Consider the following 21,179-nt stretch of genomic DNA (forward strand, 5'->3'; position numbering starts at 1 on the left):
GGCCCACCGATGACGCGTCGGCCTGCGGTTTTGGCACCGCGCCAACGAAAAAGGCAGCCCTTGCCGGACTGCCTTTTCCAATGCCTTGCGCTGCTGCTTACAGCTTTTCTGTCAGTTCGGGGACCATGGTGAACAGATCGCCCACAAGCCCGTAATCGGCCACCTGGAAAATGGGGGCTTCTTCGTCCTTGTTGATGGCGACGATGATCTTGCTGTCCTTCATGCCGGCCAGGTGCTGGATCGCGCCGGAAATGCCTACGGCGATATACAGATCAGGTGCCACGACCTTGCCGGTCTGGCCCACCTGCCAGTCATTGGGCGCATAACCGGAATCGACCGCCGCGCGCGATGCACCGACCGCCGCGCCCAGTTTGTCGGCCAGCCCCTCGATCAGTTTGAAGTCGTCTTCCGACCCCACACCGCGCCCGCCGGAGACGACGACCTTGGCCGATGTCAATTCGGGCCGGTCGCTGGCGGCGACCTTGTCCTCGATCCATTCGGACAGGGCAGGGGTGTCAGCGGCTGAAATGGTTTCAACACTGGCGGATCCGCCTTGTCCCGCCGCATCAAAGGTGGATGTGCGGATCGTCAGAACCTTGGTTGCATCGCCGGATTTGACAGTCTGGATGGCATTGCCTGCATAGACCGGCCGCTCGAATGTGTCAGCATCCACAATGCCCGACACATCAGACAGCACCATCACATCCAGAAGGGCGGCGACGCGCGGCATGATGTTTTTTGCATCCGTCGTGGCGGGGGCTGCGATATGGCTGTAATCGCCCGCAAGGCTGACAATCAGCGCGGCGGTGGGTTCGGCCAGCCGGTGGCCCAGACTTGCATCCTCGGCGCACAGAACCTTGGCCACACCGTCGATCTTTGCGGCGTTTGCTGCCGCCTCGGCGGCGCTGGCGCCTGCGCATAGCACTGTCACATCGCCAAGTTGCGCCGCAGCCGTCACGGCCTTGGCGGTTGCGTCCATGTTCAATGCACCATCGGTGACTTCGGCCAGAAGAAGAACTGCCATCAGATTACCCCCGCTTCATCTTTCAGTTTCGCCAGCAATTCATCGACCGAGCCGACCTTGACCCCCGCAGAGCGCGCGGCAGGTTCCGTCGTTTTCACGATTTCCAGACGCGGGCTGACATCCACGCCGTAATCGGCGGGTATCTTTTCATCCAGCGGCTTTTTCTTGGCCTTCATGATGTTGGGCAGCGATGCGTAGCGCGGTTCATTCAGGCGCAGGTCGACGCTGATAATCGCGGGCAGTTTGACCTTGATGGTTTGCAAGCCGCCGTCCACTTCGCGTGTTACGGTCGCGTGTTCCCCTTCAACCGACACTTCGGATGCGAAGGTTGCTTGCGCCCAGCCGGTCAGCGCGCCCAGCATCTGGCCGGTTGCGTTCATATCGTTATCGATGGCCTGTTTGCCGCACAACACGATTTGCGGCTGTTCTTCGTCGATCACGGCCTTCAGCAGTTTCGCCACTGCCAGTGGTTCGATATCGGTATGCACATCATCAGCGGCATTGATTAGAATTGCACGGTCCGCCCCCATCGCCAAAGCGGTGCGCAGGGTTTCCTGCGCCTGCTTTACACCAATGGACACCGCGACGATTTCTGTCACAACACCTTTTTCCTTCAGGCGGATCGCTTCCTCGACTGCGATTTCGTCAAACGGATTCATCGACATTTTGACATTCGCCAGATCGACCCCGCTGCCATCCGCCTTCACACGGACTTTCACGTTATAGTCGATCACGCGCTTGACTGGCACCAGAACCTTCATTGGCGTGTATCTCCCTTTAGCAAAGCTTGATTGGTTCTACCGAGTTGCACTTGCAGAAAACAATGCAAAAACGACATGATGGCGAAGCCCGACGCCGCGTTACAGCATATGTCTGCGCTAACGGTTTGCGCCCGGAACCCAAAGGATGTCATCTGCACCGTTGTTATTGGCAATGCGTCCGGCAACGAACAGCCAGTCCGACAGACGGTTCAGGTATTTCACGGCCGATTCGTTGACCCCCTCGATCGTGGACAGGGCAACCGTTTCGCGTTCCGCGCGCCGCGCCACTGTGCGGCACAGGTGGAAATGTGCCGCCAAGGCCGACCCGCCGGGCAGGATAAAACTGCGCAATGGTTCCAGATCGGCGTTCATGGCGTCGATTTCGCGTTCCAGCCGGTCCACCTGAGAGGGGATCATGCGAAGGGGGGTATATTCCGCATCCTTGTCGCGCTCCATGTCGGGGCGGCACAGGTCCGCGCCCAGATCAAACAGATCGTTCTGGATGCGTGACAGCGCCTGCACCATATCGTCGCTGGCATGCAAGCGGGCCAGACCCAGCGTCGCGTTCAGTTCGTCAACCGTGCCATAGGCCGTGACACGTTGCGAATGCTTGGCCACGCGCGCCCCGTTTCCCAGTGCGGTTTCGCCGGAATCGCCGGTGCGGGTGTAGATCTTGTTCAGCACAACCATGGGTCAGGCTCCTTTGGAACGGAAATAGGCAAAAGCGACAATCAGGACCACCGCAATGAACTGTGCATACAGCCGGTAGCGCATCATCCTGTTGCCGTGTTTGCGGTTGAACTCGCCGCCTTTGGCGAACCCGCCGATACCGATCAGCAGCACCGCCAGAACCACCAGCGACGCAAACGCCGCGATCAGGAACATCGGGTCTTGCAGCAACATGTCGGGAACTCCTTATCGATTTGGCTGCAACTTAATCGTCCCCGCGCCAATTGCGAGGGCAAAACCGGCCCTTGCTACAATTTGCCCAAAACATAATCCAGCACGCGCGTCGGCAGAACACGCCGCAAGCCCCCCAGAATATAGGTTGGCGTTGTGACATAATAGCGCGGACGCGGGCGGCGGCTTTCAAGCGCGGCAATCAGTCGGCGGGTCACCGCATCGGGGGGCAGTTCAAAGAAATCGGGTTCTGATTTGTCATAAAGACGTGCCCGCAGCGTGTCGCGATACTGCTGCGCGCGGGGGCTGTTTTCCCAGTCGATCCAGCGTTCGAAATGCGGGATGGAATTCTGCCGTATGCGCGATGTCACCGGTCCCGGTTCAATAAGTATGACATGAATTCCGGTGTCTGCCAGTTCCAGACGCAGTACATCCGACAGCCCTTCAAGCGCGAATTTCGTCGCGACATAGGCCCCGCGCCATTTCAGCCCCGCCAGTCCCAGAACAGATGAGTTCTGCACAATGCGCCCGTGACCCTGTGCACGCATGACAGGCAGGACTGCGCGTGTCAGTTCGTGCCAGCCAAACAGGTTCGTCTCGAATATGCTGCGCAGCGCGTCAGTGGGCAGGTCTTCCGTCGCGCCGGGAATTGCAAACGCGCCATTATTGAACACCGCATCCAGCGTGCCGCCTGTCACCTCAAGCGTGCGGGCCAAGGCGTCATGGATGGTTGCCTTATCCGTATAATCCAGAACAAAGCTGTCCAGCCCTTCACTGCGCAACCTGTCGCAGTCTTCGGGGTTGCGGCATGTCGCAAACACCTGCCAGCCGCGTCTGGACAGGGTGTGCGCCGCATTGTGGCCTATTCCTGATGAACAGCCCGTAATCAAGATAGAAGGCATTATGTCCCTTGCGCGTCGGGGCTGGCAGGTGTTAATTCGACCACGCTTCCCGCTTGCGATAGATCGTCGAAGGCGCAATGTCCAGTTCACGCGCGGCCTTTGGCGCAGATCCCGCATTGCGCCGGATCGCAGAGGTGATGACCAATTCCTCGATCTCGGCCATGGTCATACCGCTTAGGACATCAGCGGGGGTCGCCCCGGATGTCAGGCCGGTTTGCGCGATGGCTGTTTCAGCACCGGCATGACTGACAAGCTCGGGCGGCAGCATTTGCGGGGTAATGGTCGGGCCGTCATGCAAGACCACGGCCAGACGCAGGACATTCACCAGTTCACGCAGATTCCCCCGCCATGGTGCCTTGCGGAAGATTGCAGCAGTGTCGCTGGACAGGCCGGTAAAGGTTTTGCCTTCTTCCTGTGCGATCTGGACCAGCAGGTGACGGGCAAGAATGTTCACATCCTCGCCACGGTCGCGCAGGGGCGGGACATGCATGGGAATGACGAACAGCCTGTAATACAGATCCTCGCGCAGCTTGCCACTGCGCATTTCTTCTGCCGGATCACGGGTTGCAGCGCAAATGACGCGGACATCAACCCTGACCGCTTCACCGCCGCCAGTGGGTGCGGCCGTGCCGTTTTGCAGGAAATGCAGCAACCGCGCCTGAACCGACGGCGCCATGTCATGGATGTTTTCCAAAAACAGGGTGCCCGCATCAGCCTTGACCAATGCGCCTGCCTTGATGCCCGATGACGGGGCGTTACCGCGTTGCGCCTGTCCGAACAGTTCCGCTTCCTGTGCGTCATGCGGGATGGCGCTACAGTTGAATGTGACAAACCGGTTCTTGGATCGCGCCGATTTCAGGTGCACCGCGCGGGCGCAAAGTTCCTTGCCGGTGCCACTTTCGCCCAGCACGAATACCGGCGCCATGGACGTTGCGACCGCGCTGATCTTTTCATACAGGTGCTGCATCACCTCGGACTGGCCAAGGAAGGTCGAGTCGATGACTTCGGTGGTCTGGCTGTTGCTGGAAACATCAGCGGGCAAATCACGCTGGCACTCCGCATGCGCGTTGGCGACAGCACTTATCAGGCGGATATCACCCAAGGGCTTGACCAGAAAGTCATGTGCGCCTGCGCGCGTCGCCTCGACTGCGGCATTGACCGACCCGTTTGCGGTAATGACAATAATGCGCGTGCTGGGGTGAAGGGCCAGCATTTCGCGCATGACGACCATGCCATCGGAATCCGGCAGCATAAGGTCCAGCAAAACGACATCGGGTTTTGATTCCGTAAATTTCGACAGCGCCTCCTGACCATTCGAGGCGCATATGGCGTTATACCCCGCTTTGCGCAGGATTGTCCGGTAAAGCATCTGCAAGGATGGCGTGTCTTCGACAAGCAGAAGCGAGGACATTGTGGACTGGGTACTCATGTTTACATTCATTTACATATTCTCGATACATTGCGACAAGGCGGTTCGAACACGATCACATTCAGCGACCATATCGGGTAATGTAGCGGCAAGTGCCGCGCTGTCCTTACTTTGCGCCAATTTTTCCGCGCGCAAAGATATTTCCGGTAGAACATGCGCACCGACTGTCAGTGCCAGCCCCTTCATTTCATGCGCGATAAGGTGAATAGCACGAAAGTTCACCGCTGTGCCCAAGGGAAGATGTGCTTGCAAGTCGCTGTGCAAGCGCGTGAAGTCCTGTTCAAGCTGTTCAGCCAATGCGGCTGCAACATCACTGCCACCAGTTTCTAGCAAGTCGAGGAACGTTTTTTGGTCGAGCACTTCGGATGTCATAATTTTGCCCAAATTGCTAAATAACTTTCGCTGCTTTAATTTTATCCCATCCCTTTACTAGAGTATAGCCAGCATATTGCAACCTTACGGAGAGCATACAAGTTTGAGGGCATATGGCCTATTGATTAATAAAATTTGACCCCGACAGCAGAAAAGCGGGTTGTTGCGTTGTGAAATCACACAGCCCGTCAAACGGTTCAGCCAAGGCGTCGCCGTGAATTCACATGACAACGCCCCCGTGATTCGGGGGCGGGCTTGCGGATCGTGGGCCGCGTTCCCTTGCTGGTTTCATTCCGGTGGCCGTGGATCATGCGCGGCAACAAGGCCGCGCATGACACAGTTCAGCCCTTCGGATAGCCCAGACCTTGCAGCGCGTTCGCAATTTCCGGCAGGATCGCGGGATCATCAATCGTGGCGGGCATCTTGTATTCCTTGCCATCCGCAATGCTGACCATGGTTGCGCGCAAGATCTTGCCTGACCGTGTCTTGGGCAGTCGATCCACGACAACTGCAAGTTTGAACGCCGCAACCGGACCAATCTTGTCACGGACCAGCTTCACACATTCGGCGACAATATCCGCATTTGCGCGGGTTGTGCCGGAATTCAGGCACAGGAACCCCAGCGGCAACTGCCCCTTTAATTCATCCGCGACGCCGATCACGGCGCATTCTGCAACATCGGGGTGGCTGGACAGCACTTCTTCCATGCCGCCGGTTGACAGGCGGTGTCCGGCGACATTGATGACATCATCCGTGCGCGCCATGATGTAGACATAGCCATCGGCATCCATATACCCCGCATCCCCTGTGGCATAATAGCCGGGAAACTGGTCCAGATAGCTTTTGCGGAACCGTTCTGCGGCGTTCCACAGTGTGGGCAATGTGCCGGGGGGCAGGGGCAGCTTGATGGCGATTGCGCCCAATGTGTCGGGACCAAGCTTCTGCCCCCCCTCATCCAGAACATGAATGTCATATCCCGGCATGGCAACGGCGGGCGAGCCGAGCTTGACGGGCAAGGGTTCTACCCCCATCGGGTTCGCCGCAATCGGCCAGCCGGATTCGGTTTGCCACCAATGGTCGATGACGGGCACCTTCAACTGGTCTTGTGCCCATTCAATCGTGTCGGGGTCCGCGCGCTCGCCTGCCAGATAAACAGTTTTCAGGCAGCTCAGGTCATATTTGCGGATGAATTCGCCCTTGGGGTCTTCACGTTTGACAGCGCGGAACGCCGTTGGTGCGGTGAAGAAGCTTTTGACCTTGTGTTCGGAAATCACGCGCCAGAATGTCCCTGCATCCGGAGTGCCGACAGGCTTGCCTTCAAACACGATGGTGGTGTTGCCAGCGATCAGCGGCGCATAGCAGATATAGCTGTGCCCCACGACCCAACCCACATCGCTTGCCGCCCAGAACACGTCACCGGGATCGACATTATAGATATTCTTCATCGTCCATTGCAGGGCGACCAGATGGCCCGCAGTCGGGCGCACAACCCCTTTGGGCTGGCCGGTGGTGCCGGACGTATACAACACATAGGCGGGGTGGTTCCCTTCAACCGGCACACAGGCCGCAGGGTCTATGCCATATTGAAACGCGTGCCAGTCATAATCCTGCCCGTCGGTCAGCTTGGCCACTTCCTGTTCACGCTGGAATATGACGCAGAAATCGGGCTTGTGCGTGGCCAGTTCAATCGCCCCGTCCAGAAGCGGTTTGTAATGGATCACACGCCCGGGTTCCAGACCGCAGCTTGCGGCGATAATGCATTTGGGCTGGGCATCATTGATCCGCACGGCCAGTTCATTGGCCGCAAACCCGCCAAACACAACCGAATGCACCGCCCCAAGGCGTGCACAGGCCAGCATTGCCTCCAGCGCTTCGGGGATCATGGGCATATAGATGATGACGCGGTCACCCTTTTGCACACCTTTGGCGCGCAGCGCGCCCGCAAGGTTGGCCACGCGGTCGCGCATTTCGCGGTATGTCAGCTCGCGTTTGGAATGGGTGACGGGGCTGTCATGGATTACCGCGATCTGATCACCGCGTCCGGCATCGACATGGCGGTCCAGTGCGTTCCAGCAGGTATTGACCAAACCGTCCCTGAACCATTCATACAGCGGGGCGTTGTCGTCGAACAAAGCCTTGGACGGGGGGCGCACCCAGTCGATTTTCTGCGCTTGTTCCATCCAGAACCCGTTGGGGTCCGAAATCGACCATTGGTGCAAATCGGCGTAACGCATGACTGTCCCTCCCGTGAACCTGAACACTGACCATCAGATAGACGACAGGACTGCGCGCGCGCAATCCTGTTAACGGGAACATAGCGGGTGTACCTGAAAGAATTTGCATGTCAGCTTTGCAAATTTTTGCAAATCCGATGCTTTGCGGGCGTCTTTCGGGGTTTCCGGGGCGGGTTTGCAAACCGTGATGCGGTTTTGGCCCTATCCGTAGATGGAAACAGGCGTGCCTGCCAGCGCCGACATGTTCAGCAGGCCGCGGGGTGTAATGGAGGGCGTGACAATATGCGCGGTGTTGCCCATACCCATCAGGATTGGCCCGACTTCCAGCGCGCCGCCCCGCATTTTCAGGATATTGCGCACCCCGCTTGCCGCGTCCGTATTGGCAAATATCAGAACATTCGCCGGTTCGGAAAACCGTGCGCTTGGCAGCATGCGCGCGCGCAATGCGGGGTCCAGCGCCGCGTCAACATGCATTTCCCCTTCATAGTCGAAATCCAGACCGGCCGCGTCCAGTATGTCCAGCGCGGCGCGCATATTGCGCCCCGAAGGCGTGTCCAGATTGCCGAACTGGCTGTGCGAGCAAAGCGCGATCTTGGGGTCCAGCCCGAAGCGGCGCACATGGCGGGCCGCGCCTATCGCGGTTTCTGCAATCTGTTGCGGGGTCGGGTTGGGGTGAACCTGCGTGTCGGCAATAAACAGGTTGCCTTCTTGCTGGATCATCAGGCTAAGCGCGCCGACAGGGTGGCGGTCCTTGTTGCCCAGAATCTGGGTGACATAGTTCAAATGCCACAGGAACTGGCCGAATGTCCCGCAAATCAGGCTGTCGGCATCCCCCCTGTGCACCATGATCGCCCCGATGGCGGTGGTGTTGGTGCGCAAGATGGCGCGCGCCAGATCAGGCGTGACCCCGCTGCGTTCCATCAAGCTGTGATAGCTTTGCCAGTAATCGCGGTAGCGCGGGTCATCTTGCGGGTTGACCAGTTCGAAATCCCGCCCGGGCTTGATGGACAGGCCCGCGCGTTCCAGCCGCATGTTCACCACCTCTGGCCGCCCGATCAGGATGGGCACTTCGGTGGTTTCTTCCAGCATGGCAGATGCGGCACGCAAGACGCGTTCATCCTCGCCTTCGGCAAAGACGATGCGCCGTGATGCGGCCTGCGCGGCTTCAAACACCGGCCGCATGATCATGGCCGAGCGGAAGACGGACGCATCAAGTGTGGCCTTATAGGCGGTCAGATCGTCCAGCGGGCGTTTTGCGACACCTGATTCCATCGCCGCCTTGGCCACCGCACTGGCCACAACGCCCATCAGGCGTGGGTCAAACGGTTTCGGAATCAGGTAATCCGGCCCGAAACTTAACTGTTCGCCCTTATAGGCGGCTGCCGCTTCGGCGCTGGTGGTGGCGCGTGCAAGCGCGGCAATCCCTTCGACACAGCCGATTTGCATGGCATCGTTGATTTCCGTCGCGCCCACATCCAGCGCACCACGAAAGATGAACGGAAAGCACAACACGTTATTGACCTGATTGGGAAAGTCGGACCGGCCAGTCGCGATAATCGCATCGGGTGCCACTTCGCGCACCTGATCGGGCAGGATCTCCGGTGTCGGGTTTGCCAGTGCGAAAATGATCGGGCGTTTGGCCATGCGCGCGACATGGGCGGGCGTCAGTGCGCCCGGACCGGACAGGCCCAGAAACAGGTCGGCACCGTCAATCACATCATCCAGCGTGCGCTTGTCAGTGGCTTGTGCGAAGGCGGATTTTTGCGGGTTCATGTCCTGCTCGCGGCCTTCATGGACCAGCCCGTGAATGTCGCACAGCCATATGTTTTCGCGCCGCACGCCCAGTTTGACCAGCATGTTCAGGCAGGCAATGCCCGCCGCCCCGCCGCCGGTGCTGACGATCTTGATATCTTCAAACGCCTTGCCTGCCACGCGCAACGCATTTGTGGCCGCAGCCCCCACAACAATGGCCGTGCCGTGCTGGTCGTCATGGAACACCGGAATGCCCATACGTTCGCGGCAGATCCGTTCCACGATGAAACAATCGGGCGCCTTGATATCTTCCAGATTGATCGCGCCGAAGGTGGGTTCCAGCGCGCAAACAATATCGGCCAGCCGTTCGGGGTCCGGCTCGTTCAGTTCAATATCGAAACAGTCGATATTGGCGAATTTCTTGAACAGGACGGCCTTGCCCTCCATCACGGGTTTTGAAGCCAGCGCGCCGATATTGCCAAGGCCCAGAACGGCCGTGCCGTTGGTGACCACTGCCACCAGATTGCCGCGCGCGGTGTAGCGGGCGGCATCTTCGGGGTTTGCCTTGATTTCCAGACAGGCCTCGGCCACGCCGGGGGAATAGGCGCGCGACAGGTCATACCCGTTGGCCAGCGGTTTCGTCGGGCGCACTTCCAGCTTACCCGGGCGCGGATATTCATGATAGATCAGGGCAGGATGGCGGCTGTCATCCGATGGCAGGTCGGTCATGTTGGTCCCCTGAGTATTGTTTTGTTTAGTATTAAACCAAATTGCAGCAAGGGCAAGTTCTGCTTTCCGCTTCGCCGCGGTGGCATTGTTTGGGATCATGCTGCCATCGGTCGCTTGCAATGCGCTGCGTGCTGGCGCAAAATCGAAAAGATACAAATTTTATTCGTTTCAGGGGGCATATGACGCTTTTGGCGGAAGCACGCAGGTTGCGCGACATGGCCCATGCGCCGTATTCCGGTTTTCAGGTCGGTGCGGCGTTGCGCAGCGGTGACGGAAGAATTTTCGCGGGCTGTAATGTTGAAAATGCCGCATATCCCGAAGGGCTGTGTGCCGAAGCCGGTGCAATCGCCGCGATGGTTGCAGGCGGCGCGCGGGAAATTGCGGAAATTCTGGTCATTGCAGACAGTCCCGCACCCGTGCCCCCTTGTGGCGGTTGCCGCCAGAAGATTGCAGAATTTGCCACGGCGCAAACGCTGGTCACCATGGCGACACTGGACGGGCAGTGTGTCAGCATGCGCCTGTCGGAACTGTTGCCCGGCGCATTTGGCCCGCAACATATGGATAGGTCCTGATGGCGCGCGCTTTTCTGGTGGTGCTGGATTCGGTGGGGTGCGGTGGCGCACCGGATGCGGCCGATTTCGGCGATGCGGGCGCGAATACGTTGGGACATGTCATTGCCGCCTGCGCCGAAGGGCGGGCCGAGGGGGGGCGCAGTGGCGCGCTTCAGGTGCCGGTGATGGATGCGATGGGGCTGGGGGCTGCGGTGCGGCTGGCGTCGGGTATCGCAACGCCGGGATTGTCCGCCACCCCGCAGGGAATGTGGGGTGCCGCGACAGAAGTGTCGCTGGGCAAGGACACACCATCCGGTCATTGGGAACTGGCTGGCGTTCCGGTTCCATGGGCATGGACGTATTTTCCGCGCAATGTGCCCGCCTTTCCGCCGGAACTGGTAGCGCAGATTTGCGCGTTTGCGGGCACTGACGGAATATTGGGCAATTGCCACGCGGCAGGAATTCCGATTGTGCAGGAACTTGGGGGCGAACATCTGCGCACGGGCTGGCCCATCTGCTACACCTCTGCCGATTCTGTGGTCCAGATTGCCGCGCATGAAACAGGTTTCGGTCTGGAACGGTTGTACAGGTTATGCGCCGATCTGGCCCCGGCGCTGCATGCCATGCGCGTGGGGCGCGTGATTGCGCGGCCGTTTGTCGGCACGCCGCGGGGCGGATTCACGCGCACGGCCAACAGGCGCGATTTTGCCATGCGCCCGCCCGCACCAACGCTATGCGACTGGGTTCAGGCCGCAGGCGGGCAGGTGCATGCGGTGGGTAAAATCAACGATATCTTTTCGGGACAGGGTATAACGCATAAGTATAAGGGCGACGGGGATATTGCACTTTTCGAACATTTTTTGCGATTGATTGACAGTTCAGAAGTCGGTTCCTTAACTTTTTGCAACTTTGTGGAATTTGATACCCTGTATGGCCACACGCGCGACGTTTCGGGCTATGCGCGGGCGCTGGAACGCTTCGACAAGGTTGCGGGGCAGGCGCTGGCGCGACTGCGCGCGGATGACATGCTGGTGATTACCGCCGATCACGGAAATGACCCGACTGCGCCGGGCACCGACCACACGCGCGAACGCGTTCCGGTGCTGGTGGCGGGATATGGGGCGCGCCGGATCGGGCATTGTGCCTTTGCTGATGTTGCGGCCAGCATTGCCGCGCATCTGGGTGTGCCCGCCCATGGCCCGGGGCGGAGTTTTTTGCCATGACCGACCATGACGCGCTTGCGGCCATCCCGAAGCTGGAACTGCATCTGCATCTGGAAGGGGCAGCGCCGCCTGCCTTTATCCGCGACCGCGCGAAACGCAATCATATCGACCTGTCGCGCGTGTTCGATGAACAGGGGCAGTATCGCTGGCAGGGTTTTGCCGGCTTTCTGTCCACCTATGATGCGGTTTGCACGGCCCTGAAAACCCCGCAGGATTTTCACGACCTGACATTGGCGGTGCTGGACAATTCCGCCAGTCACGGTGTCATCTACACCGAATGTTTCCTGTCGCCCGATTTCTGTGGCGGCGGCGATTTGAATGCATGGCGCGACCATCTGGCCGCGATTGACGCTGCGGCACAGACTGCGCAGGCGCAATCCGGTATTGTCATGCGCGCCATTGTGACCTGCATACGCCATCATGGCCCCGAACAGGCGCGCAAGGTTGCCATTTGTGCACAGGAAACGGCGGGCCAGTTCGTGACGGGCTTCGGAATGGCGGGGGATGAGGCGCGGTTTCAGCCCAAGGATTTCATCTGGTCCTATGATGCGGCGCGCGAGGCCGGTCTGGGGCTGACCGCGCATGCAGGTGAATGGGCCGGACCGGAAGCCATACGCGCCACATTGCGGGATTTGCGGGTGTCGCGCATTGGCCACGGCGTGCGCGCGATCGAAGATCGGGCAGTGCAGGATCTGTTGGCAGAACGCGGTGTGGTGCTGGAAATCTGTCCGCGCTCCAATATCGCACAGGGTCTTTACCCGAAATTGCACGATCATCCGGTTGCCAAGTTGCGCGATGCGGGCGTAAAGGTCACAGTGTCCACGGATGACCCGCCCTTCTTCGGCACCGGCATGACGCAGGAATATAGCGCGCTTGCAGATTGCTTCGGCTGGGGCAGGGATGATTTTGCCGACATCGCGCGCATCGCGCTGGATGCGGCCTTTATTGATGCGCCAGCGCGCGCAGTGCTACAAAACCGACTGGAGGAAGCATGTCCCACCCCGACCTGACCATAATCGAGCACCCTCTGGTCGTGCATAAACTGTCGATGATGCGCGAAAAATCATTGTCCAGCCGCGATTTTCGCAGCCTGCTGCGCGAAATCAGCCAGTTTCTGGCCTATGAGGTCACGCGCGACCTGCCGCTGCGCCTGCAGACCATTACCACCCCCGTCACCGAAATGCAGGCCCCCGTTCTGGATTGTCCCGATCCGGTTCTGGTGTCCATTCTGCGGGCGGGGAACGGGCTTCTGGACGGCATGCTGGAAGTGTTGCCGACCGCGCGCGTGGGCTATATTGGCCTGTATCGCGACGAGGCAACGCTGCGGCCGGTGCAATACTACTGCAAACTGCCCCCCGAACTGGCGGGGCGGCGTGTTATTGTTGTCGATCCCATGTTGGCAACAGGCCATTCGGCCGCCGCCGCGATTGACCTGATCAAGGCCGCAGGGGCCACGGATGTCGTCTTTCAATGCCTGCTGGCCGCCCCCGAAGGTGTGGAATGTATGGCGCGCGCGCACCCCGATGTGCGCATCGTCACTGCTGCGCTGGATGAATGCCTGAATGAGCATGGATATATCGTGCCGGGACTAGGGGATGCGGGTGACCGCATATTCGGCACATCATAAGCCATGCCATGGCCCGAATCGGGTTTACTTTCAAATAAGTTAAGGGGCATGGTCAAAGGGTTGAAGCGGGGGTTTCATGTCTGTAAGAACATTTGCATTTACGACCTTATTTTCCATGTCCCTGATATCCGGTGTGGTCGCGCAGACCAACGGGTCCGGTCCGGCAGAAATGCCACCAGCGGATTATGACGCGCGCGAGTTTGTGGACAGTCGTGGTTGTGCGTTCTTGCGGTCCACTTTTGGCGGGGCCGTGACCTGGGTGCCGCGTTTCGGTGCGGACCGCCAGCCCGTATGTGACGCAACCCCGACCGTCGTGGCCGCCCAGCCCACCCCCAGTATCCAGCCTGTGCAGCAGCCATCCGGTCCGTTGCCAAGCGCAGCCGCTGTCGCAGCAGGCAAAGAGCCAGCGCGCAGTGTTGCGGCCCCGCGCCGCGCCGCGCCGCGCCGTGTCGCAATGCCCCGTCAGGCCGATGCGTCCGGACGCCACCCCGATTGCCCGCTGAATGCGCCCTTCGGACAGGTTGTGCGCACCAGTGATGCGCGCCTGATGGTCCTGTGCGTTGCCCAGCCGGACCAGTTCCCCGAAGGCTTGGGCCTGAATACCGTCCATCACGGCCCTGTTGCGCTGCCACCCAACACTGTCATCCCGGCCCCTGCGCAGCCAGTGGCGCGCCAGCATGGCACCCATTTGCAGGTCGGCAGTTTTCGTGTCCCGCAAAATGCGACACGTTTGCGCGCGCGCTTGCAGGCGCATGGTCTGCCAGCCGGTATTCATCATGCATCGGGTTTGAATGTTGTGACTGTTGGCCCGTTTGCACAAGCGGATCAGGCGCGTCATGCATTGCAGCTTGTGCGCGGCATGGGCTTTCACGACGCGTTTTTTCGCCGCTAGGGCATGTTGCCCAAAAGTGGGAACCGGTTTGAGCTTCTCGAACATGCAAAGCCAATAAGTTAGAGCATGCCGCGTGAATGCGAATGAGCGCGACACACTCTAGCGCGGACAGCCAAGGCATTGACCGCGCCACGCGACAGGCCCGCCCGCAATGCAACGTGGGCGCAGCGCGGTTTGTCAGATGGCCTGTTTGCGTTGGCCGAACCTGCTGCGGCTGACCATCAGTCCGGAAATGATGATCCCAAGTGCCAGCAGAATGCGCAGCGACAAGTTTTCCGACAGGATCATAACCCCCAGCAGCACCGACCATACAGGCACATGATAATTGACCTGCGCCAGAAAGCTTGGACCCGCACTGCGGATGATGCTGATTTTCAGCAATGTTGCCAGACCAGTCGGCAACAGCCCCAGAAACAGAAGCGCAAGAGCGGGGCGCGCGCCAGTCGTGGCAGGCATGCCTTCCTGCGCAAACGCGGCGGGCAGCATGATGGCACTGGCCACCCAAAGGGCCAGCACGCCGAATGCCATTGGGTGCACATCCGGACAGCGGCGCGTCACGATCGACCCCACCGCATAACTTAGTGCCGCAGCAAGACAGCCCAGCCGCGCCAGTGTTTCCAGTTCCGATCCGGTAAAGGCCAGAACACCGGGGCCGATCAGCACCCCGACCCCCAGCAGGCCCAGAATGAAGCCGCCAGCTTTGGCATTGCTTAATTGTTCACCGGGCACCAGAAAATGCGCAAACCCAAGCACAAAAAGTGGAATGGCCGCCATGCTGATACCCGCGAACCCCGATGTCACATGCTGCTGTGACCAGCTTAGCAAAAAGAACGGCAGCGCGCTTGAAAACACCCCCATCGCGGCCGCAAAGAGCAGGATATCGCGCTGAAACGGGATGCGGATGCCCAGAATCGCAGCGGTCGCGGTCAGTGTCAGCGCGCCGATCACAATGCGCCCCGCAGCCACCCAAAGCGGCGCAAACCCCTCAAGTGCGATGGCGATTCCCAGAAATGAAGCCCCCCAGATCAGGCCAAGGGTGATCAGGGATATCCAGTTGGACAAGGTCGGGGTGCTGGGCATGTCGGGGCCTTTGGATGCAGGGTCTTGAACATGTGTAGTGATGCGCCGCAGTTACAAGGATGTCCAGTCTCGAACATGGTAAATACCTGCATTCAAACTGCGCAGAAGTCGCAAAATTGCCTGAATTTCTGTTTAGGACCAAGCCTGTATCAGGGTGCGATACGATTGTAATGGTCAGGGTGGGGGCGTTCGACACTATGCATATCCGCAAAAAGCCTGCTGATACCAAGGGGTTCTGGGCCAGCGACGCCGGCGCTGTGTCGGTGGAATGGGTGGTTCTGTCGGCGGCAGTTCTGGGTTTGGGTGCCTTTTCCGTGGGCCAGATCGGGCAAGGCAGCGTTGATCTGGCCAACGCCACCCAAGGCAGCCTGCGGTTCTTCCTCTCGCAGGATTCTGAAACAGACGCCCCTGAAACAGACGGGTCGGGTTACGCCCTCCAGCGCCTCTCGGCAGATCAGCTGGCGCAATGGACCACGACCTACGCCAACCAGACAGAGGCACAGCTTCTAGCCTCCGTTCACTTGCGCTACGACCAGTTCACCACCCATCTGCAGGCGCAGCAATGGTCGCAGGCCCTGCAACGCATCGATTACTACCACATCATCGAACAGGAACTGGCGTCACGTTCGTTGCCGCGCCCCGATGATATGCCTGCGGCGCAAACCCTGTTCGATATGTATAACGACGCGCGCAGTTGAATAATGTGCCCCCATCCTGAACAGGGCGGGGGCAGGAATGAGCTGTCAGACAGTGCTTAGTTGCGGTCCTTGTCGACCATTTTGGACGCGCCGATCCAGGGCATCATGGCGCGCAGTTTCGCACCGACCTGTTCGATCTGGTGTTCGTCATTGATCCGGCGTGTGGCCTTGAAGAAGGGCTGGCCAACGGCGTTTTCTGCCATGAAGTCGCGCACGAATTTGCCTTGCTGGATGTCAGTCAGAACGGCCTTCATGCGGGCTTTCGTTTCCTCATAAGGCAGAATGCGCGGGCCGCTGACATATTCGCCATACTCGGCCGTGTTGCTGATCGAATAGTTCATGTTGGCGATACCGCCTTCATAGATCAGGTCCACAATCAGCTTCACTTCGTGCAGGCATTCGAAATACGCCATCTCTGGCTCATAGCCTGCCTCGACCAGCGTCTCGAAGCCCATGCGGATCAGCTCGACCAGACCACCACACAGAACGGCTTGTTCGCCGAACAGGTCGGTTTCGCATTCCTGACGGAAATTCGTTTCAATAATGCCCGAACGCCCGCCACCAATGGCCGAGCAATAGGACAGGCCGATTTCCATTGCCTTGCCGGTTGCATCCTGATGCACCGCCACAAGGCAGGGCACGCCGCCGCCTTTGGTGTATTCGCCGCGGACTGTGTGGCCGGGGCCTTTGGGCGCCATCATGATGACATCGACACCGGGTTTCGGCTCGATCAGGCCGAAATGCACGTTCAGACCATGCGCAAAGGCGATCGCCGCCCCGTCGCGCAGGTTGTCATGCACATATTTCTTGTAGGTTTCGGCCTGCAACTCGTCAGGCATGGTGAACATGATCACATCACACCAGGCGGCAGCTTCGGCAATGCCCATCACCTTCAGCCCTTCGGCTTCGCATTTCTTGGCGCTGGCGGACCCTTCGCGCAGGGCCACAACAATGTTTTTCGCGCCGCTGTCGCGCAGGTTCAGCGCATGCGCATGGCCCTGGCTGCCATAGCCCAGAATGGCGACTTTCTTGTCCTTGATCAGGTTCACATCGCAATCGCGATCATAATAGACGCGCATGATACTTCCTCCGTTTGGGTATGTGTGTGTCTTCTCTGCGCGGATCATAAGGGTTTTGCCACAAAATGCGTTTCATATCTCGCGTATAACTGCATTATATGGCAGTAATAATTCGTAAATGCAGAAATAGTGAAATAATTATGCGCATAGATGACAGTGACCGCCGCCTGCTGCGCCATCTTATGGCCGCCCCCGATGCCAGCACCGCACAACTTGCGGCACGCGCGGGGATGACAGAAGCCACCTGCTGGCGCAGGCTGGACAAGCTGCGCAATGCAGGCATTTTGCGCGGGCAGCAGGCGGTTATCGACTGGCGCGCGCTGGGCTGGCAGGTCGAGGTCAGCTTGCGCATCACGCTGGACAAGACCAACCCGCGCGCTTTCGATGAATTCATTGCTGCCGCACGCCACGTCCCCGAAGTGCTCGAAATCCAGAGTTTTCTTGGCCGTGTCGATGTGCGGCTGAATGTCATTGCCCGCGACATGGTGCATTATCAGGAAATCTACCGTGACCGGATTCTGACCCTGCCGCATATTTCCGACCTGGAGGCGCTGATGCATCTGTCCGACATCAAATCTGACGAAAGCGTGCCGATATGATCTTCATCTTGCACCAAATACTCCGGGGTGAATGGGGCCGCAGGGCCCAGAGGGGCAGCGCCCCTTTTGCCCGCATTGCACCATGATCGAACTTGACGACACAGACCGCGCCCTGCTGCGCGCCATGGCGTTGGACAGCACCCAAAGCGCGGGTGCGCTTGGGCAAAAACTGGGTCTAAGCCAGCCTGCAACATGGCGCCGGCAAAAGCGGTTGCGCGATGCGGGCGCGATCGCACGCCAGCGCCTTGATCTGGATGTGGCTGCGCTGGGGTTCGGGGTGACGGTATTTCTGGGTATCAGTCTGGCCGCCAAGGGGCGTGTCTCACTCGCGGATTTTGAACGCGCAGTCGCCGCCATCCCCGAAGTGCAGACCGTGCAGCATGTGCTTGGCCTTTATGATTACCGGTTGCGCGTGGTCGCGCGCGACCTGTCGGATTTTGAACGCATCCTGCGCCGCCGTGTCATGACCCTTCCGGGCATCGGGGCCGTGGACGCCAATGTGCTGCTTAGCGAAGAACGGCTGCCCGGTCCGCTGTAGGGAATTGACCTTGGCGCGCGTATTGGGCAAGACCGGCCTATGCTGATTTATAAAATATTCCGCCGCCCGGAATGGGATGACATGGTTGCACAGGGCTATACATCGGGTGCCCCCGTGGACCTGAATGATGGCTATATCCATTTCTCGACGGCTGCGCAGGTCATGGAAACGGCTGCGAAGCATTTCGCGCAGGAAAGTGATCTGGTCCTGATCGCGGTCGATGATCAGGATCTGGGCGCGGACCTGAAATGGGAACCTTCACGCGGTGGGGATCTGTTTCCACATCTGTACCGGAAATTGCGCAGCACAGACGTGCTTTGGGACACGTCCCTGCCGCTTGGCGCCGCCGGTCATATTTTTCCGAAAGGGTTAGTATGAACATCCTTGAACCTGCGGGTCTGGCGCTTTTGCGCGGGTTTGACCCCGAAACGGCGCATGGTCTGGCGATCCGCGCGCTTCAGTCTGGGCTTGTGCCGATGCCGCGCGCTGTGGTGTCGCCCATATTGCAAACGCAGGTTGCGGGGCTGGACCTGCCCAATCCTGTCGGGCTGGCGGCAGGGTTCGACAAGAACGCGACCGCACTAAAGGGGCTGTCGCGCGCGGGCTTCGGCTTTCTGGAGGTGGGGGCCGCGACGCCGCGTGCGCAACAGGGCAACGCCCGCCCGCGCTTGTTCCGCCTGACGCAGGACCGCGCCGTGATCAACCGCTTCGGGTTCAACAATGAGGGGGCACAGGCCATCGCCGCGCGACTGGCGCAGCGACCAGATGGCATGGTTCTGGGGTTGAACCTCGGGGCGAACAAGGACAGCAGCGACCGCGCAGAAGATTTCGCGACTGTGTTGCGCGTGACGGGGGCGCATATCGATTTCGCCACGGTCAATGTCTCCTCGCCCAATACCGAAAGGCTGCGGGATTTGCAGGGTGCAGATGCGTTGACGGCACTTCTGGCGGGCGTCATGGCCGCGCGCGCGGAGTTGCCGCGCCCGATTCCGGTTTTCCTGAAGATCGCGCCGGACCTGTCGGGGCAGGATCTGGCTGATATTGCACAGGTCGCGATGTCGGCCGGAATTGACGGGATCATTGCCACCAACACCACCCTGTCGCGTGACGGGTTGCGCAGTGCGCAGGCGCAGGAAGCCGGCGGCTTGTCCGGCGCGCCGCTGTTTGAAAAATCCACGCGCGTTCTGGCGCGGCTGTCGCAGCTGACGGATGGAAAACTGCCATTGATTGGCGTGGGCGGTGTGTCCTCGGCGCAGCAGGCCTATGCGAAAATCAGGGCCGGGGCCAGCGCCGTGCAACTGTATTCGGCGCTTGTCTATGAAGGTCTGTCACTGGTGTCGCGGATCAATCACGGCCTGATCGGGTTGCTGGAACGTGACGGTTTCGCAAATCTGGCAGATGCTGTGGGCACTGATCGGGACAAATGGCTGTGATTTCATCTTGCCAAAAATACTCAAGCATCCGCTCTCAGGCGCTGCTCCAGCCTTGGGTATAGCGCGGCCAGAAGCACACCTCGCAGAATATTCAGCACCATCAGGGCCACCCAAAGCGCGTGATTGCCCCAGACCGGCACGGCCCACCAGATTATGACGGCATAGACTGCAACGGCCAGAACGACCGTATTGCGCATCTCGCGGGTGCCGGTTGCGCCAATGAAAATGCCATCCATCATATAGGCCCCGACCCCCAGCACGCAAAGGGCGACAACATAGGGCAGGAATATGCGCGCGGTGGCCTGAACGCCTGCGTCCTTGGCCATCAGGTCAATCGCAAACGGTCCCAGCACCCAGAACCCCAAGGCCAGCACAAGCGCGGCCCCGACCGCCCAGACGGACGCGCGCAGCGCAGCCTGTCGCATGACGGTGACGGACCGCGCCCCCGCCGCGTGGCCAACCATCGCTTCTGCCGCGAAGGCAAACCCGTCCAGCGCGAATGCCGTCAGCATCAGGAACTGCCACAAAACCTGATTTGCAGCCAGTTCGACATCCCCGAACCCGGCCGACATGAACATGAATCCGGTCATCGCGCCTTGCAAGGCAATGGTGCGTACCATGATGTCTGAATTGACCGCCCACATACGTTTCAGGCGCACGCGGTTGAATACCCGTGCCCAATCCCGCCATTGCGCGCCCGAAAACGCCGCACGACACAGGTACAGGCCCAGCACCAGTGATGTGGCTTCGGCAATCAATGTGGCAATGGCCACACCCTGCACCCCCCAGCCAAGCCCCAGAACGAACCACAGATCCAGCGCGATGTTCAGCCCGTTCATCCATAATTGCAGCACCAGCACCGAGCGAGTTCGTTCCGTACCGATCAACCAGCCATTCACGGCAAAAAGTGCGATTGTCGCCGGCGCCCCCCAGATACGGATTGCCAGATAATCCCGCGCCAGCGCCTCGACCGCGTCGCTTGCGGGCGCAATGCGAAAGGCGGCGGCCATAATCAGCGCCTGCGCTGCAACCATTGCCACACCGGCGGCAAGCCCCAGCATGATGCCGCGCGTTAGCACTGCGCCGCTTTCGGCCAGATCGCCCGCCCCGCTGGCCTGCGCGACAAGGCCCGTGGTTCCCATGCGCAGAAAACCGAAAATCCAGAAGATCGACGCCAGAATAACGGCCCCCAGCCCGACGGCGCCAATGGGTGCGGCCGCGCCCATCTGGCCCACCACGCCGGTATCCACCGCGCCCAGCAGCGGGACCGAGATATTGGCCAGAACAATCGGCACGGCAATGCGCAGAACGCGCCTGTTCGTCACAGCCTGCGGCGCGGTCATCGGGGTGGACATG

Annotated in this window: 22 protein-coding genes; 10 read left to right on the forward strand and 12 right to left on the reverse strand. The window is 59.8% G+C overall.

The genetic code is table 11. The features are described 5' to 3' along the window. Positions 1-97: 97 nt before the first annotated feature. The 9 genes from ACTIE1_RS00610 to ACTIE1_RS00650 all read right to left on the reverse strand — a co-directional run bounded on the left by ACTIE1_RS00610 (position 98) and on the right by ACTIE1_RS00650 (position 10,103). Positions 98-1,024 (reverse strand): electron transfer flavoprotein subunit alpha/FixB family protein, encoded by a 927-nt coding sequence (locus ACTIE1_RS00610; protein WP_439560313.1) that lies wholly within the window; start codon positions 1,022-1,024, stop codon positions 98-100. Further along, complete coding sequence (locus tag ACTIE1_RS00615) at positions 1,024-1,785, reverse strand: electron transfer flavoprotein subunit beta/FixA family protein (RefSeq protein WP_439560312.1); 762 nt, start codon at positions 1,783-1,785, stop codon at positions 1,024-1,026. Before ACTIE1_RS00615 ends, ACTIE1_RS00610 begins: the two co-directional genes overlap by 1 nt. A 117-nt stretch (positions 1,786-1,902) precedes the next feature. Continuing rightward, complete coding sequence (locus ACTIE1_RS00620) at positions 1,903-2,475, reverse strand: cob(I)yrinic acid a,c-diamide adenosyltransferase (protein ID WP_439560311.1); 573 nt, start codon at positions 2,473-2,475, stop codon at positions 1,903-1,905. A 3-nt stretch (positions 2,476-2,478) separates the two neighbouring features. After that, positions 2,479-2,685, reverse strand: coding sequence for a twin transmembrane helix small protein (locus ACTIE1_RS00625; RefSeq protein ID WP_439560562.1), 207 nt, complete (start codon positions 2,683-2,685; stop codon positions 2,479-2,481). A gap of 77 nt (positions 2,686-2,762) precedes the next feature. Beyond that, on the reverse strand, positions 2,763-3,587 hold the full coding sequence (locus tag ACTIE1_RS00630) for an SDR family NAD(P)-dependent oxidoreductase (RefSeq protein WP_439560310.1): 825 nt from the start codon (positions 3,585-3,587) through the stop codon (positions 2,763-2,765). A 31-nt stretch (positions 3,588-3,618) separates the two neighbouring features. Next, positions 3,619-5,016: a sigma-54-dependent transcriptional regulator gene (locus ACTIE1_RS00635; protein WP_439563219.1), complete on the reverse strand. Its 1,398-nt coding sequence runs from the start codon at positions 5,014-5,016 to the stop codon at positions 3,619-3,621. Between the two features lie 12 nt (positions 5,017-5,028). Further along, on the reverse strand, positions 5,029-5,388 hold the full coding sequence (locus tag ACTIE1_RS00640; protein WP_439560308.1) for an Hpt domain-containing protein: 360 nt from the start codon (positions 5,386-5,388) through the stop codon (positions 5,029-5,031). A gap of 341 nt (positions 5,389-5,729) precedes the next feature. Next, positions 5,730-7,622, reverse strand: a complete 1,893-nt coding sequence (gene prpE, locus ACTIE1_RS00645) for a propionate-CoA ligase PrpE (RefSeq protein ID WP_439560307.1) — start codon at positions 7,620-7,622, stop codon at positions 5,730-5,732. A gap of 201 nt (positions 7,623-7,823) precedes the next feature. Then, entirely contained in the window at positions 7,824-10,103 is a 2,280-nt protein-coding gene (locus tag ACTIE1_RS00650; RefSeq protein ID WP_439560306.1) for an NADP-dependent malic enzyme, read from the reverse strand. 119 nt (positions 10,104-10,222) lie between these two features. Here ACTIE1_RS00650 and ACTIE1_RS00655 point away from each other — a divergent pair, with 119 nt between their 5' ends. From ACTIE1_RS00655 to ACTIE1_RS00675, 5 genes are all read left to right on the forward strand, one after another. Next, a complete protein-coding gene (locus ACTIE1_RS00655; RefSeq protein ID WP_439560305.1) occupies positions 10,223-10,675 on the forward strand; it encodes a cytidine deaminase in 453 nt (150 codons plus the stop codon). Then, complete coding sequence (locus ACTIE1_RS00660) at positions 10,675-11,877, forward strand: phosphopentomutase (RefSeq protein WP_439560304.1); 1,203 nt, start codon at positions 10,675-10,677, stop codon at positions 11,875-11,877. Before ACTIE1_RS00655 ends, ACTIE1_RS00660 begins: the two co-directional genes overlap by 1 nt. Continuing rightward, the gene (locus ACTIE1_RS00665) at positions 11,874-12,887 is read left to right on the forward strand and encodes an adenosine deaminase (protein WP_439560303.1); all 1,014 of its coding nucleotides are present in this window, start codon (positions 11,874-11,876) and stop codon (positions 12,885-12,887) included. The genes ACTIE1_RS00660 and ACTIE1_RS00665 overlap by 4 nt, the downstream gene beginning before the upstream one ends. Next, the gene (gene upp, locus ACTIE1_RS00670) at positions 12,869-13,504 is read left to right on the forward strand and encodes a uracil phosphoribosyltransferase (protein WP_439560302.1); all 636 of its coding nucleotides are present in this window, start codon (positions 12,869-12,871) and stop codon (positions 13,502-13,504) included. Before ACTIE1_RS00665 ends, upp begins: the two co-directional genes overlap by 19 nt. A gap of 76 nt (positions 13,505-13,580) precedes the next feature. After that, positions 13,581-14,396: an SPOR domain-containing protein gene (locus ACTIE1_RS00675; RefSeq protein ID WP_439560301.1), complete on the forward strand. Its 816-nt coding sequence runs from the start codon at positions 13,581-13,583 to the stop codon at positions 14,394-14,396. 177 nt (positions 14,397-14,573) lie between these two features. Here the strand turns inward: ACTIE1_RS00675 and ACTIE1_RS00680 are convergent, their stop codons facing one another. Next, on the reverse strand, positions 14,574-15,476 hold the full coding sequence (locus tag ACTIE1_RS00680; RefSeq protein ID WP_439560300.1) for a DMT family transporter: 903 nt from the start codon (positions 15,474-15,476) through the stop codon (positions 14,574-14,576). Between the two features lie 197 nt (positions 15,477-15,673). On the opposite strand from ACTIE1_RS00680, the gene ACTIE1_RS00685 reads away from it, so the two are divergent. Beyond that, entirely contained in the window at positions 15,674-16,174 is a 501-nt protein-coding gene (locus ACTIE1_RS00685) for a hypothetical protein (RefSeq protein ID WP_439560299.1), read from the forward strand. 56 nt (positions 16,175-16,230) lie between these two features. On the opposite strand, the gene ilvC is transcribed toward ACTIE1_RS00685, so the two are convergent. Continuing rightward, positions 16,231-17,253, reverse strand: coding sequence for a ketol-acid reductoisomerase (gene ilvC, locus ACTIE1_RS00690; protein ID WP_439560298.1), 1,023 nt, complete (start codon positions 17,251-17,253; stop codon positions 16,231-16,233). A 140-nt stretch (positions 17,254-17,393) separates the two neighbouring features. Here ilvC and ACTIE1_RS00695 point away from each other — a divergent pair, with 140 nt between their 5' ends. The 4 genes from ACTIE1_RS00695 to ACTIE1_RS00710 all read left to right on the forward strand — a co-directional run bounded on the left by ACTIE1_RS00695 (position 17,394) and on the right by ACTIE1_RS00710 (position 19,823). Further along, positions 17,394-17,852 carry an Lrp/AsnC family transcriptional regulator gene (locus ACTIE1_RS00695; RefSeq protein WP_439560297.1) on the forward strand — a complete coding sequence of 153 codons (459 nt, stop codon included), beginning with the start codon at positions 17,394-17,396 and terminating at the stop codon, positions 17,850-17,852. 82 nt (positions 17,853-17,934) lie between these two features. After that, positions 17,935-18,390 (forward strand): Lrp/AsnC family transcriptional regulator, encoded by a 456-nt coding sequence (locus tag ACTIE1_RS00700; protein ID WP_439560296.1) that lies wholly within the window; start codon positions 17,935-17,937, stop codon positions 18,388-18,390. 39 nt (positions 18,391-18,429) lie between these two features. Further along, positions 18,430-18,768 (forward strand): DUF952 domain-containing protein, encoded by a 339-nt coding sequence (locus tag ACTIE1_RS00705; protein ID WP_439560295.1) that lies wholly within the window; start codon positions 18,430-18,432, stop codon positions 18,766-18,768. Further along, positions 18,765-19,823 carry a quinone-dependent dihydroorotate dehydrogenase gene (locus tag ACTIE1_RS00710; protein ID WP_439560294.1) on the forward strand — a complete coding sequence of 353 codons (1,059 nt, stop codon included), beginning with the start codon at positions 18,765-18,767 and terminating at the stop codon, positions 19,821-19,823. The genes ACTIE1_RS00705 and ACTIE1_RS00710 overlap by 4 nt, the downstream gene beginning before the upstream one ends. A 20-nt stretch (positions 19,824-19,843) precedes the next feature. Here ACTIE1_RS00710 and ACTIE1_RS00715 read toward each other — a convergent pair whose 3' ends face one another. Beyond that, positions 19,844-21,178, reverse strand: a complete 1,335-nt coding sequence (locus tag ACTIE1_RS00715) for an MATE family efflux transporter (RefSeq protein ID WP_439560293.1) — start codon at positions 21,176-21,178, stop codon at positions 19,844-19,846. Between the last annotated feature and the right edge of the window lies 1 nt (position 21,179).

This window comes from Roseinatronobacter sp. (genome assembly GCF_051859525.1).
Taxonomy (GTDB): Bacteria; Pseudomonadota; Alphaproteobacteria; order Rhodobacterales; family Rhodobacteraceae; genus Roseinatronobacter.

Bases quoted from the DNA above. Each gene is read 5' to 3' on its own strand.
- ACTIE1_RS00610 (WP_439560313.1), bottom strand. From the start codon at position 1,024: ATGGCAGTTCTTCTTCTGGCCGAAGTCACCGATGGTGCATTGAACATG.
- ACTIE1_RS00615 (WP_439560312.1), bottom strand. From the start codon at position 1,785: ATGAAGGTTCTGGTGCCAGTCAAGCGCGTGATCGACTATAACGTGAAA.
- ACTIE1_RS00620 (WP_439560311.1), bottom strand. From the start codon at position 2,475: ATGGTTGTGCTGAACAAGATCTACACCCGCACCGGCGATTCCGGCGAA.
- ACTIE1_RS00630 (WP_439560310.1), bottom strand. From the start codon at position 3,587: ATGCCTTCTATCTTGATTACGGGCTGTTCATCAGGAATAGGCCACAAT.
- ACTIE1_RS00635 (WP_439563219.1), bottom strand. From the start codon at position 5,016: ATGAGTACCCAGTCCACAATGTCCTCGCTTCTGCTTGTCGAAGACACG.
- ACTIE1_RS00640 (WP_439560308.1), bottom strand. From the start codon at position 5,388: ATGACATCCGAAGTGCTCGACCAAAAAACGTTCCTCGACTTGCTAGAA.
- prpE (WP_439560307.1), bottom strand. From the start codon at position 7,622: ATGCGTTACGCCGATTTGCACCAATGGTCGATTTCGGACCCCAACGGG.
- ACTIE1_RS00650 (WP_439560306.1), bottom strand. From the start codon at position 10,103: ATGACCGACCTGCCATCGGATGACAGCCGCCATCCTGCCCTGATCTAT.
- ACTIE1_RS00655 (WP_439560305.1), top strand. From the start codon at position 10,223: ATGCGCTGCGTGCTGGCGCAAAATCGAAAAGATACAAATTTTATTCGT.
- ACTIE1_RS00660 (WP_439560304.1), top strand. From the start codon at position 10,675: ATGGCGCGCGCTTTTCTGGTGGTGCTGGATTCGGTGGGGTGCGGTGGC.
- ACTIE1_RS00665 (WP_439560303.1), top strand. From the start codon at position 11,874: ATGACCGACCATGACGCGCTTGCGGCCATCCCGAAGCTGGAACTGCAT.
- upp (WP_439560302.1), top strand. From the start codon at position 12,869: ATGTCCCACCCCGACCTGACCATAATCGAGCACCCTCTGGTCGTGCAT.
- ACTIE1_RS00675 (WP_439560301.1), top strand. From the start codon at position 13,581: ATGTCTGTAAGAACATTTGCATTTACGACCTTATTTTCCATGTCCCTG.
- ACTIE1_RS00680 (WP_439560300.1), bottom strand. From the start codon at position 15,476: ATGCCCAGCACCCCGACCTTGTCCAACTGGATATCCCTGATCACCCTT.
- ACTIE1_RS00685 (WP_439560299.1), top strand. From the start codon at position 15,674: ATGCATATCCGCAAAAAGCCTGCTGATACCAAGGGGTTCTGGGCCAGC.
- ilvC (WP_439560298.1), bottom strand. From the start codon at position 17,253: ATGCGCGTCTATTATGATCGCGATTGCGATGTGAACCTGATCAAGGAC.
- ACTIE1_RS00695 (WP_439560297.1), top strand. From the start codon at position 17,394: ATGCGCATAGATGACAGTGACCGCCGCCTGCTGCGCCATCTTATGGCC.
- ACTIE1_RS00700 (WP_439560296.1), top strand. From the start codon at position 17,935: ATGATCGAACTTGACGACACAGACCGCGCCCTGCTGCGCGCCATGGCG.
- ACTIE1_RS00705 (WP_439560295.1), top strand. From the start codon at position 18,430: ATGCTGATTTATAAAATATTCCGCCGCCCGGAATGGGATGACATGGTT.
- ACTIE1_RS00710 (WP_439560294.1), top strand. From the start codon at position 18,765: ATGAACATCCTTGAACCTGCGGGTCTGGCGCTTTTGCGCGGGTTTGAC.
- ACTIE1_RS00715 (WP_439560293.1), bottom strand. From the start codon at position 21,178: ATGTCCACCCCGATGACCGCGCCGCAGGCTGTGACGAACAGGCGCGTT.